This is a genomic window from Alsobacter sp. R-9, from assembly GCF_054612375.1.
Genome location: NZ_JBTSWJ010000019.1, coordinates 64156 through 75484, shown reverse-complemented (window position 1 = coordinate 75484; position 11329 = coordinate 64156). Strand labels below are relative to the sequence as shown.

The 11329-nt window shown below is 70.6% G+C and carries 10 protein-coding genes; 2 read left to right on the top strand and 8 right to left on the bottom strand.

Going from position 1 to position 11329, the window contains the following annotated elements; all coding sequences use genetic code 11:
• Positions 1 to 229: 229 nt before the first annotated feature.
• From ACX9GQ_RS23075 to ACX9GQ_RS23065, 3 genes are read right to left on the bottom strand one after another with little or no spacing between them, the layout of a single operon-like run.
• Positions 230 to 1348 carry a mandelate racemase/muconate lactonizing enzyme family protein gene (locus tag ACX9GQ_RS23075; protein ID WP_459631962.1) on the bottom strand — a complete coding sequence of 373 codons (1119 nt, stop codon included), beginning with the start codon at positions 1346 to 1348 and terminating at the stop codon, positions 230 to 232.
• The gene (locus ACX9GQ_RS23070; protein WP_459631961.1) at positions 1345 to 1797 is read right to left on the bottom strand and encodes a nuclear transport factor 2 family protein; all 453 of its coding nucleotides are present in this window, start codon (positions 1795 to 1797) and stop codon (positions 1345 to 1347) included. Before ACX9GQ_RS23070 ends, ACX9GQ_RS23075 begins: the two co-directional genes overlap by 4 nt.
• Entirely contained in the window at positions 1794 to 2561 is a 768-nt protein-coding gene (locus ACX9GQ_RS23065; protein WP_459631960.1) for a ribonuclease activity regulator RraA, read from the bottom strand. Before ACX9GQ_RS23065 ends, ACX9GQ_RS23070 begins: the two co-directional genes overlap by 4 nt.
• Before the next feature lie 121 nt (positions 2562 to 2682).
• Between ACX9GQ_RS23065 and ACX9GQ_RS23060 the strand changes: the two genes are divergently transcribed.
• Positions 2683 to 4299, top strand: a complete 1617-nt coding sequence (locus ACX9GQ_RS23060) for an IclR family transcriptional regulator domain-containing protein (RefSeq protein WP_459631959.1) — start codon at positions 2683 to 2685, stop codon at positions 4297 to 4299.
• 32 nt (positions 4300 to 4331) lie between these two features.
• Here ACX9GQ_RS23060 and ACX9GQ_RS23055 read toward each other — a convergent pair whose 3' ends face one another.
• The 4 genes from ACX9GQ_RS23055 to ACX9GQ_RS23040 form a co-directional block, all read right to left on the bottom strand.
• Positions 4332 to 4724: a hypothetical protein gene (locus ACX9GQ_RS23055; protein ID WP_459631958.1), complete on the bottom strand. Its 393-nt coding sequence runs from the start codon at positions 4722 to 4724 to the stop codon at positions 4332 to 4334.
• A gap of 1 nt (position 4725) precedes the next feature.
• Entirely contained in the window at positions 4726 to 4995 is a 270-nt protein-coding gene (locus ACX9GQ_RS23050; protein ID WP_459631957.1) for a DUF2249 domain-containing protein, read from the bottom strand.
• Positions 4996 to 5131: 136 nt separating this feature from the next.
• Positions 5132 to 6580: an alpha/beta hydrolase gene (locus ACX9GQ_RS23045; RefSeq protein WP_459631956.1), complete on the bottom strand. Its 1449-nt coding sequence runs from the start codon at positions 6578 to 6580 to the stop codon at positions 5132 to 5134.
• A 22-nt stretch (positions 6581 to 6602) separates the two neighbouring features.
• Entirely contained in the window at positions 6603 to 8411 is a 1809-nt protein-coding gene (locus tag ACX9GQ_RS23040) for an SLC13 family permease (protein ID WP_459631955.1), read from the bottom strand.
• Positions 8412 to 8536: 125 nt separating this feature from the next.
• On the opposite strand from ACX9GQ_RS23040, the gene ACX9GQ_RS23035 reads away from it, so the two are divergent.
• Positions 8537 to 10294, top strand: coding sequence for a metallophosphoesterase family protein (locus ACX9GQ_RS23035; protein ID WP_459631954.1), 1758 nt, complete (start codon positions 8537 to 8539; stop codon positions 10292 to 10294).
• Here the strand turns inward: ACX9GQ_RS23035 and ACX9GQ_RS23030 are convergent, their stop codons facing one another.
• Complete coding sequence (locus tag ACX9GQ_RS23030; RefSeq protein WP_459631953.1) at positions 10295 to 11323, bottom strand: AI-2E family transporter; 1029 nt, start codon at positions 11321 to 11323, stop codon at positions 10295 to 10297. It lies immediately after the preceding gene.
• Positions 11324 to 11329 lie beyond the last annotated feature (6 nt).

Sequence of the window (11329 nt, the reverse complement as noted above, 5' to 3'; positions counted from 1 at the left end):
AGGAAGACGGCCATGCCGACCAGCAGCGGGTCGCTGCCGTCCGGCCCGCCGATGAACACCGGCAGCGCATGCGGGGCCTGCGGGTGAAGCGATTGCGCCAAGGCGAGGACCTCCTCATGGCGGCCGGCCGGCCGAACCTTCGGTCCTCCAGCGAATAAACCCCGCGAAGCCGTCGTTCAATCTCCGCGCGCGGAGGGCTGCGGCGGAAGGCTCTCTCTGCCGCCGGACGTCAGGGCGTCACGCGATACCGAGCAATCACGTCGTGCGCCGGCCGGAACCCGATCCCCGGCGTGTCGGGGATCGCGATGGAGCCGCCGACGGGGGAGGGCGCGTCGACCCCGCACCACGCCTCGGGTTCGACGTACAGGTACTCGAAGAGGTCGAACGCGGTCAGTGCGGCGGCCAGTTGAAGCGTGGCCCAGTAGCCCGGGCCGAAGTAGGGCGAGTGGGGCGCGATCCGCTTGCCTTGCCCGAGTGCGGCGTCCGTGATCCGCAGGAACTCGGTCACCCCGCCCGCCTTCGTCACGCTGGGCTGCACCACCGCGAGGGAGGACATCAGCGGAAGAAAACCCTCCAGCGTGCAGAGGTTCTCCCCCGCCGCGACGGCAATCCCGAGGGATGCGGCCTCTTGCCAGGGCGCCGGGTCCTCCGGCGGGAACGTCGGCTCCTCCAGCCAGTCGATCCGGAGCCGGCGCAGCGCTGGCGCCATCGAGATCAGCTGGTCCCGGCTCCACTGGCAGTTGACGTCGACCGTGATCGTCGCGTCCGGCGCGACGTCGCGGCCTGCGGCGATGCAGGCCTCCTCGATTTCGTGCAACTTGAGGTCGGAGTAGCCCTCGGCAAGGGCCTTTGCGCCGAAGCGCCTGACGAGCTCCGGCGCCCCGTAGCGTACGAGGCTCGCATAGGCCCGCACGCTTTCCCTCGCGCGCCCGCCGAGAAGGGTGGAGAGCGACACGCCCCGCCGCTTGGCCGCGATGTCCCAGAGCGCGATGTCCAGCGCCGAGATCGCGAAGATCGTGATGCCGTGGCGGCCGAAGAGGTGGAAGGTTTTCTGCGCGTCCCGGTTGACCGCCGCGGGATCGGTGCTGTCACGCCCCAGCGCCCACGGGCCGACCATGTCGCGAAGAACCTGCGCGGTTGCGTTCTGGCAGACGTAGCCGAAGCCTTCGCCCCAGCCCACGAGCCCCGCCCGGGTCTCCACCCGCAGCAGCACGATGTCGAGCGCATTCCAGCGGTTCGGTGTGATTCCGCGCCCCTCGCCACCGTCGACGAAGGGGATGCGCAGCACCGTCGGCTCGACGGCGACGATCGGATCCGCGCTGTGGGCTTCCCCGAGGTCGATGATCACGGCGGGTCCAGATGGTAGCCGCGGCCGCGGTAGTCGAAGCCGACGAGTTCGGCGATGGGAACGGACCCGTCGGCGGGCGAGGCGTAGTACGCCCGGATCTCCTTGATGAGGCCACTCGCTGTGTCGAAGACGTACCATTCGTCTCCGCGCAGTGCCGTCTTCGCGTTGCGCTTCCAGTGTGTCCACTCGATCACGGCTTCCGGTGCCGTCGACGAGCACAGGATCTTCTCGATCGTCCAGCGCGAGCCGAGGTTCTCCACGCACCAGACCCATTTGCGGGCGATCGTGTCGGCAGAGCGCCATGGCACGTCCGGCAGGCCGGGCGGGAAATAGTGGACGGCATCGGGCGTGAAACAGGACACGAGCGCGTCGTAGTCGCCGGCGTTGCATGCGGCGAAGTAGCGGCGGATCTCCGCCTCCATGTGCGCTGGAGTGATGGCGACACTCATGACACGGCCTCCGCGCGGATCCTCGGTGCATCCTCCGGGCGCGATCCGGCGGCTCGCCAAGCCTCGTAGTCGGCCCTGGTTTGCGGTGTCGGTGGATAGACCCCGTAGAGACCCTCGCCTGCTCCGATGCGCAGTGCGACATAGGCCTCGAAGGCGTCGCGCTTCTCGCACAGGTCCGCCATCTCGGCCGCCATGGCGCGCGGGACGACGGTGATGCCGTCGCCGTCGCCCACGAGGATGTCGCCCGGGTAGACCGCGACGCCCGCGCAGGAGATCGGCACGTTGAGGTCCGCCGCATGGTGCGTCGAGAGCCGCGTCGAGGCGACGACTCCCCGCGCATAGGCGGGGAAGGCCATCTGGGAGATCTCGACGCCGTCGCGGAAGGCGCCGTCGGTCACGACGCCGGCGCATCCCTTCACCATCATCCGCGTCAGCAGCACGTTGCCGGCGGAGGCGGAACTCATGTCGCCGCGGCTGTCGATGACCAGCACCTGCCGGGGCCCGATCCGTTCCACCGCCTCCCACTGCAGGTTGTCGGGGTTCGGGTAGGGCGTCAGCGTCGCGTAGGTGTCGATGTCCTCGCGCGCCGGGATGTAGCGCATCGTGAACGCTTCGCCCGCGAAGCCTGCGCAACTGGGGTTCAGCGGCTTCAGGCCCACCAGAAAACACTGGCGCAGGCCTTTTCGGAACAACTCGGTCGTGAGGGAGCCGCTGCTCACCTTTGCGAGCCGGTCGAGAAGCTCCGGCGTGATCTCGGTCGACATGGCGTCCCCACGGTTGTCTCCAGCGCACCATGCGCCAGCGCAGCGCCTCGCGACAGGGGACGACGAACGGCGACACGCGGCTCGTCTCACGATATGAGACATCGATGGGAGGAGACGTGCGATGAGGGAGACTTGGCCGGCTCCGGCTCCGGCAGCGGCCGGCCCGGGCGGCACGGCGCTGGTCACCAAGGCCCTGCGACTGCTTCGTGTCATCGGGGCTTCGTCCGATCCGGTCACGACGGCAGCGCTTCTGGCACAGACCGGATGGCCGCGTCCCACCCTGCACCGGATCCTCGCCGCGCTGGTCGATGAGGGGTTCGTGCGGCGGGAGGCCGGACGGAGAGGCTACGTGCCCGGCTATCGCATCCTCGAACTCGCGCAGACGATCTGGGCAGGCCCCGATCTCGCCGCCGCCGCGAGCCTCGAATTGCAGCGCCTGCGCAACCTGGCGGGAGAGACGGCTTATCTCGCCATTCCGCAGCGAGACGGCGTCCTCTCGCTGGGAAAGTTCGAGAGTCCCCATCCCGTCCGCTCCGCAGCGCGGCTCGGCGTCCTGAAGCCGTTTCACTGCACCAGCCAGGGCAAGGCGATCCTTGCCTTCAGCAGACCGGACGAAGTCGATCGGCTGCTGGGCCCGGGCCCGCTTCCCCGCTACACGCGGGCGACGATCGTGGAGCGGGGGCCGCTGGACGAGGAACTCGGGAGGGTCCGCCAGCAGGGCTTCTCCATCGAGAACGAGGAGATCCTCGAAGGTTCACGGTGCGTCGGCGCGCCGATCCTCGGCCAGAATGGACGCCCTGTCGGCGCGGTCAGCGTGGCGGGGCCGGCATGGCGCCTGACCCTGGAACGGGCGCAGCAACTGGGACCAGAAGTTGCAGAGGCGGGGCGGCACATCGGTGCCTTGTGGCGGGCTGCGAGGCCCGCCACGCCGGCCCCCGGCGTGGGCGCGGCCATCGACGGATTGCCGGAGCCCGCCTTCCACGGCGCCGATCCCGTCTGGGACGGCTCCAGGTCGGTCCTCGTCTGGACCGATCGCATGGCGCCATCGATCCACGAGAGCGATGGTCGGGCCACGCGCAGTTCGAGGTTGTCGCGGGAGGGTGCCATCGCCTGCGCGCTGCACGGCACCCGTGAGTCACTCCTGGCCACGGACGATGGCCTTTGTGTGGTGGAGGAGAGGCAGGCCGCGGTCCGGCGACTGACGGCCGGAGCGCCGTTCAGCGCGTTGGCCCGTGCACCCGACGGCACCGTCTGGGCCGCGTGCCGAGACGGAGATGCGAGCCGCGTCGGCGCCTTGCGCGGCGGGATCTTCGACGAGCGGTGGACGCTGCCGGGAACCGTGTCGGCGCTCTGCTGGAGTCCCGATGGCTCGCGAACCTTCGCGTCGGACGCCGATCGCGGGCTGATCCATGCGGGCGACGTGAAGGGGGGACGGATCAGGGTGCTGAGCCGCATCCCCCGTGCGTCCGGACGGCCCGTGGCGCTGACCTGCGATAGCCTCGGCCGGGTCTGGGTGGCGCTGGCCGATGGCTGGTCCGTGGTGCGGCTCGACGATACGGGGGAATTCGCGGACGTCGTCGCCATGCCGGTGCCGAGGCCGACGGGCCTCGCGTTCGGTGGTCCGGGCGGTCGCACGCTCTTCGTCACGACGGCACGCTACGGCCTCGCCCGCGACGTGCTGGAGCGCGCTCCGCTGTCGGGCCGCGTCCTCGCGGTGCCGACCGCGATCCCGACGTGAGAGGCCGCGGCGTGGCCGTCGGCCCAGCGAGCCTAAAGCGGCCGCGGTCCGGCGTTCTTCAACCGACGCATGGCGGCAGCGCCCCGCTGCGCGGCCTGAGCGACATCGTCGAACAGCAGCGCGAGTTCGTCGAAGACCCCGGCGTCCGATTCGTCGGAGGCAATCTCGTCGATCTCTGCCATCAGGGCCACGAGGCCCGCGATGAGGTCGCGCTGGCGGCGCGAGACGGCGAGTTCGTGCCGTGCCTCGCGGCGGGCTTCCAGCGCGGAGAACCGTGACAGGGCGTCGCCCAGCCGGGCCCTGCAATGGCAGTCGAGATCGAGCCCGCGCAGCACCACCTCGAGGCGGGAGATCACGGACGCCGTGGTCGTTTCCGCCATGCCGCCGGGCGCCAGGGCTCCGCGACTGTCCGGATGTCCCATCATGTCACCGGCCTGCCGGCCCGTTCTCGGCCACCCGCGCGATGCGCACGCGCCAGACCTGCGGGCCTTCGACCTCGTAGTCCCAGCTGAACGTCCCGGGACGGTATGCGTCGAACTGGTGATGGAGCGGCTGGGGGTCGTGGTCGTTGACGATCACGAAGGCCTCGCCCGGCTGCAGCATGTCGAAGGTGCCGAACACGATCGGGTGGCGCATGCCCGGCACGATCTGCCGGACATCGATGGTGGTCTCTCTCACGTTGCCGCAGCCGCACATGATGGTCGTCTCCCCTGGGATGGCGTCGTCCGGCCGCCGGTCGATCGTCCGGCGGACCTCGGGAAGGGTGGACCCGGCCGGGCCGGGGATCGTTGCGCGCCGACAAAGAGGCGCGAAGGATCGGCCGTGTCGCGCGTCACCGCGCGGTCACTTCCCGGATGCGGCCTGAGAGGAAGGGGAAGAAGGGGTTCGAGGACATCCGCATGAGGGAGTCGAGGTTGACCAGCAGCACGCCCACCTCGCCTCGCGCCGCGAGCGTGCCGAGCCTCACCCCGAAGTCGTCGGCGGGATCGGGCGCGATGCCGTAGAGGCCGTCCTCCACCGGGAAGGGCAGCGCGATGTGGGACAGCGAGTAGACGTCGCGCGGATAGGCGAGGCCGAGATCGATCGCCTGCTCCTGCGTGCCGCCCGCTTCCGTGACGCGCGCGACGACGGCGGTCTCCTGCGCCGAGGCGTTGGTGACCACGGTCGAGCGGTAGCGCTGCGGGCCCTCGGGCAGCAGCCGGCCGATCAGGTACTGGCTTCCGTGCCGCAGCAGGGGCCCGAACTTCGCGGCGCGGTTGATGTCGAAGAGGACGATCTCCGAGCCGTTGCTCGGCAGATGGGCGTAGAGCGCCGTGAGGATCGCGGAGGTGCTGACGGTGAAGTCCATCACCGACTGGAAGGTGAGGACCGGTGGGAGGCCCTCGATCGTTCCGTTGCGCGACCGCTTCCGAACACTGGTCTGGAGCGCCTGCGTGAGCCGGTGGGATTGCGTCGCCCCGTTCACCGGGAAGGAGTTGTACTTGAACGGGTTGAACTCCGGCACGACGCTGAGCCACGCGGCCTTGGCGAAGGCGGGGAAATAGGCAGGCAGTGCCGCAAGCCCCGCGAAGCGCGCGAAGCTGGTGACGCCGACCATCGGCGAGAGCAGCACGACCCGGTCCGGCCGCGGTAGAGTTCCGTCGTCGAGCGCGTCGAGCGCGTACTTCATCGCCAGCGCGCCGCCGTTCGAGTAGCCGACGACGTGCAGAGGCTTGTCCGGCACGCGACGGCGCGCTTCGCGCACCGCCAGCCGGGTCGCTGCGCTCCAGTCTTCCCACGCCACATCGGTGAGGCCAGCGGGAACCGTGCCATGGCCAGGAAGGCGCAGCGCGATCGCGACGTAACCCTGCGCCTGGTAGAGCCTGGCGAGGTGACGCATGCTGAACGGCGAGTCGGTGAGCCCGTGCAGCAGCACGGCGACCCCGCGTGGCGTGCCGTCCGGCTGCAGGATGTAGGTGCGGTTCCAGTTCGTCTGGAAGCGCAGCGGATTGAGTGGACTCGCGTCGAAGTAGCGGTTCTCCGGCACCCGGTCGTGCTCCGGCAGGCGGCGGATGACGTCCTGCTCGACGGCGCGGAACACCCGGTCCTCCGCAGCCATCCAGCCGGCCCAGTCCGTCCGGTCGAGGTCGTCGCGCGACAGTTCCTCCGGGACGACCGTGTGCCAGGGCTCCAGCGGTTCGCCGCGCTGCGAGTCCCACGCCCGGAGCACGAGCACCGTGACGGCGACGAGCAGCACGCCCGCGACGATGCGCGTGGACCAGCGGCCGAGGGTTCGGATCATGGACGGGCCTCCTGGCGGTGGTTCAGAACCGCCACACGAGCGGGACCAGCAAGACGGCGACGACGAAGTACAGCACCATCAGCGGCACGCCGAGGCGCCAGTAGTCGCCGAAGGCATAGCCGCCGGGGCCCATCACCATGAGGTTGGTGGACGTCGCGATCGGCGTCATGAACGACGCCGCGCCAGCGACGCAAAGGCTCATCATCACGGGATGCGGCGACACGCCCATGCCCTCGGCGGCGGCGAGCGCGATGGGGATGACGATGAGTGTCGTCGCCGTGTTGCTCATGATCTGCCCCAGCGTCGCGGTGAGAACGAAAAGGCCGGCGAGCAGGGCCGTGGGGCCGAGCGGCCCGACGACCCCGACGAGCGCCTCCGCCAGCACGCGCGCCGCGCCCGTGGACTGCATCGCCACCGAGAGCGGCATCATCGCCGCCACGAGGATCACGGTCGTCCAGTTGATCGCGCGGTAGCAGGCGTCGGGCGTCATGATGCCAGCGACGAGGAGCACGCCGGCAGCGCCGAGGCCCACCACCGCCGGCGGCAGCGCGCCCGTCGCCAGCAGCGCGATCATCGCCGCGAGCACGGCGAGCGCGACGCGGGCGCCGTGGCCGAGCGGCACGGCCTGCCGCCGCACGAGGTCCGGCGAATCGACGATGAGCACGTCCGGCGTCCCCAGCCGCCGGTCGAGCGCGCTCCACGTGCCCTGCAGCAGGAGCGTGTCGCCGACAGCCAGTTCCGTCTCGCCCTCGGGGCGATCCGTGCCGTTGCGCTGGATGGCGAGGATCACGAGGTCGCCCTCCTCGGTGATCATGCCGGGGAACACCCGCCAGCCGACCAGCGCGGAGCGCGGCGGGATCACCACCTCGGCGAGGCCCGACGTCCGGCTGAACAGCGCGTCCGCGCCGCCGGTCTCGTCGAGATCGCGGAAGGCGAGCCCATTCTCCTGCGCGAAGGACGAGACGAGCGCCGCCTCGCCGCGGACCAGCAGCGTGTCTCCCGGCGCCAGCGCCCGCTGCACGGGCGCGCCCGACGTGCCGTCGATGACGGAAAGCACCTTGAGGCCGTCCGGCCACGGCGCCGTCCCCGTCCCGTCTCCGATGCCGACGAGCGTCGAACCCGTTCGCACACGCAGCTTGAACGTGTCCGTGATGAGGCCGAACTGCTCGACCAGGACGCGCGCGTGCCGGCTGAGGTCCGGCGGCACGCTGCGGCTGCGGCGCTCGGGGAGCAGCCGGCCGCCCAGGAGATGGACGATCACCAGCGTGCCGGCCAGCAGCGGCACGCCGACGAGCGCGAACTCGAAGAAGCCGAAGCTGGCATGGCCAGCGTCGGACAGCGCGTCGGAGACGAGCACGTTCTTGGGCGCGCCGGTGAGGACGAGGTTCGATCCCGCATGGGCCGCGAAGGCGAGCGGCAGAAGCACCCGCGACGGCGCCACGTTGAGCCGCACCGCCGCGACGCTGGCGATGGGCAGCAGCGCCGCGACCGCGCCGTTGGCGCTGATCAGGGCGGTCAGGCCCCCGCACAGCAGCATGAGCATCGTCAGGAGGTGGCCGACGCTGCCCTTGCCGGGGTCGCCGACGAGCTTCTGGCCCACCCATGCGGTGACGCCCGTCGCCTCGAGGGCGGCGCTGACGACGAACAGCGAGGCGATGAACAGCACGGAAGGGTCGCCGAAGCCGGCGAGCGCCTCCTGCAGGGTCACCACGCCGGTCGCCCACAGCGCCAGCGCCGTGCCGAACGCGACGACGATCACCGGCAGCCTGTTCCAGACGAACAGGATCATGACGATGAGGATGATGAGGCCCGTGGTCTGGATAGGCGTCACGTCGCGCTCCGTGTCGGGCCCGCTTCATGCGGGCGTCCGGTGCCGCTCATGCTATACCTCGCCCACGCCGGAGCCCACCGAGGGGACGGCGCGACCCCGTCCTTCCGTACGAGTGATCCCGCACGATGATGTCCCGGCTTCCCGGCCCGCTTCTCGATCCGCGCCGCGGCGACATCGAGGATGATGCTTCCAGCCCCGAGAAGCGCTCGATGCTGCTCATCGCCGGCAGCCTGCTGGCCGAGATCAGCCTGCCCAAGCTGCTGTTCTCGTGGGTGGCGCTGATCGGGCTGCCGGGCCTCGTGATCGGAGCGGCGCCGCTGGTCTCCTCGGCGTGGCTGTCGAGCCTGTCCGGAAGCGTGCGGACGCTGGCCGAGGCGCTCCCGCTGCTGGCCGCCGCAGCCCTCCTCGCCGTCGGATGGCTGGCCGGCCGCCCGGCCCTGCGGCTCGTCGAGGCGAGCTTCTGGTCGCTCAATGCCGTCGCCGTGCAGCCGGGCTACGCCCTCGCGCGGGAGGGCCTGAGGCATCTTCTCGACCGCCTGCTCGGCGAGCGGCTCGACGGCGAGCGGCGGGCCCGGATCGGTGCCGTGACGGCGCTGTGCGGCGGTCTGCTGGCGAGCCTGTTCGGCGTGCTGTTCTGCGCTCTCGCCTGGCCGCACACGCGCTGGAACGCCGGCATGGCGGACCTCGCCTCGCCGGCGGCGCTGGTGCTGCCGGCGCTGGCCAACGCCGTCGTGATCGTCAGCGGCGTGCTGGCGCTCGCCTCGCTGGCGTGGGGCATCGCCGACGCGACGATGGACCAGCCGCGCGACCTCGACCGGTTCGACAACCCGTCGCCGGAGTCCCCCATCTGGCGCGTCGTCCATCTCTCCGACATCCACGTCGTCGGCGAGCGCTACGGCCTGCGCATCGAGAGCGGCCGCGCCGGCCCGTCCGGGAACCACCGGCTCGAAAGCGTGCTCGCCCGGCTCGACGCGATGCATGCGGCGGAGCCCTTCGACCTCGTGCTCGTGACGGGCGACATGACCGACGCGGGGCGCAACGCCGAGTTCGTCGAGTTCGACCGCATCCTGTCGCGCCATCCGGCGCTGCGGGCCATCACGCTCGTCCTGCCCGGCAACCACGACGTGAACATCGTGGACAGGGCCAACCCGGCCAGGCTCGACCTGCCCACCAGCCCCTTCAAGCGGCTGCGCCAGATGCGGACGCTCGCCGCGCTTGCCGCCGTTCAGGGGCCGCGGGTCAGGGTGATGGCCGCCGACCGCGCCAGTCTCGGCGGCAGCCTTGACGCCGCCCTCGCCGACGCCGCCCCTCGGGTTCGCGCCTTCGCCGACACCGGCCGCCTCACGCTGCTGCCCGCGCTCGGCCGCCTGTGGGCGGACAGTTTCCCGATGGTGTTGCCGCCCGCCGCCGAGGATGGCCTCGGCGCGATCCTGCTCAACTCCAACGCCGAGACGCACTTCTCCTTCACCAACGCGCTCGGGCTCGTCTCGAAGGAGCAGGCCGACGCGCTCGACGCGGTGCTCGCCGCGTGGCCCCGCGCGCGCTTCGTCCTCGGCCTCCACCACCACATGGTCGAGTACCCGAGCCCGGCCAAGGCGCTCTCCGAGCGCATCGGCACGGCGCTGATCAACGGCAGCTGGTTCGTGCGCCGGCTCAAGCGGCACGGCGGGCGACTCGTGGCCTTCCATGGCCACCGCCATATCGACTGGATCGGTGCCTGCGGCCCGCTGCGGATCGTCTCCGCGCCGTCTCCGGTGATGGGGGGCACGGACGACAGGCCCACGCATTTCTATGTGCATCGTCTGCAACCGGTGGCTGGAGGCGGGCTGGCGCTGCTGAAGCCCGAGCGGGTGGAGATGGCGGGCGATCCACCGCTCTCCTGATCAGGCCTTCCCCGCCGGGGCGGCGAGGAGATCGGCCAGCCAGCGCGAGTCCGGATGCTGGGCGCAGTAGGTGAGCAGGGCGATGGTGATCGGCACGCCGATCACCGAGCCGAAGAACCCCCACAGGAACGTCCAGAAGAACACGGCGAACAGCACGATCGTCGGCGAGATCGAGAGCGCGTTCCCCGAAACGCGTGGCTCGACGTAGCTGCCCACCACGAACTGGATCGCGTTGAGGCAGGCGAAGACGAGGACGGCCGCCTGCCATGACTCGAACTGCACCAGGGCCAGCGCCGTGGGAAACACCGTGGCGATCAGCGGCCCGATGAAGGGCACGTAGTTGAGCGTGAAGGCGATGACGCCCCACTCGCCGGCAAGTTCGAGCCCGATGGCGCGGGCGAAGGCATAGACGAGCAGGCCCGTCAGCAGGCTCATCTGCGTGCGCACGAGCATGTAGCGGCGCAGCTTGCGGCCGGTTTCGATGGTGCCGTCGAGCAGCACGCGTCGCAGGTCGCTATCCCCTATGGCGGCGGCGCGGCGGCCGAAGTCGCCGACTTCCAGCAGGCCGAGGATCACGTAGACGAACACCACGATCCAGAAGCTCATCGCGCTGTTGACGCGGCTCGTCAGCGTCTGCACGGCGCCGAGCAGCCAGCGGGCGTTGAAGTGCTCCGTCCAGATGCCGTTGACGACGATGCCATGGCCCTCCAGCCAGACGGCTGCCTGGTCGTACATCGCCTGGAAGCGCCACGACTCGACGACCGTCCAGCGTCCGACACGCCCGAACGCCCACGCCACAAGCCAGCCGAACACGACGAACACCGCCACCAGCAGCAGCACGCACACGAGCAGCGCCAGCATCCGCGGCATCACCGCCTGCAGGCGGCGCTGCAGGGGCCACATCAGCGCAATGACGAAGAGGGCGAAGGCCACCGGTGCGAAGACGGCGCTTGCCAGCGACAGCGCGGCGATGGAGGCGACGATGGCGATGACGACGAGAGCCGCCGACTGCACACGCTGGCCGGACATGGACGC

Bases quoted from the DNA above. Each gene is read 5' to 3' on its own strand.
- ACX9GQ_RS23050 (WP_459631957.1), bottom strand. From the start codon at position 4,995: ATGTGCGGCTGCGGCAACGTGAGAGAGACCACCATCGATGTCCGGCAG.
- ACX9GQ_RS23060 (WP_459631959.1), top strand. From the start codon at position 2,683: ATGAGGGAGACTTGGCCGGCTCCGGCTCCGGCAGCGGCCGGCCCGGGC.
- ACX9GQ_RS23070 (WP_459631961.1), bottom strand. From the start codon at position 1,797: ATGAGTGTCGCCATCACTCCAGCGCACATGGAGGCGGAGATCCGCCGC.
- ACX9GQ_RS23065 (WP_459631960.1), bottom strand. From the start codon at position 2,561: ATGTCGACCGAGATCACGCCGGAGCTTCTCGACCGGCTCGCAAAGGTG.
- ACX9GQ_RS23035 (WP_459631954.1), top strand. From the start codon at position 8,537: ATGATGTCCCGGCTTCCCGGCCCGCTTCTCGATCCGCGCCGCGGCGAC.
- ACX9GQ_RS23030 (WP_459631953.1), bottom strand. From the start codon at position 11,323: ATGTCCGGCCAGCGTGTGCAGTCGGCGGCTCTCGTCGTCATCGCCATC.
- ACX9GQ_RS23045 (WP_459631956.1), bottom strand. From the start codon at position 6,580: ATGATCCGAACCCTCGGCCGCTGGTCCACGCGCATCGTCGCGGGCGTG.
- ACX9GQ_RS23055 (WP_459631958.1), bottom strand. From the start codon at position 4,724: ATGATGGGACATCCGGACAGTCGCGGAGCCCTGGCGCCCGGCGGCATG.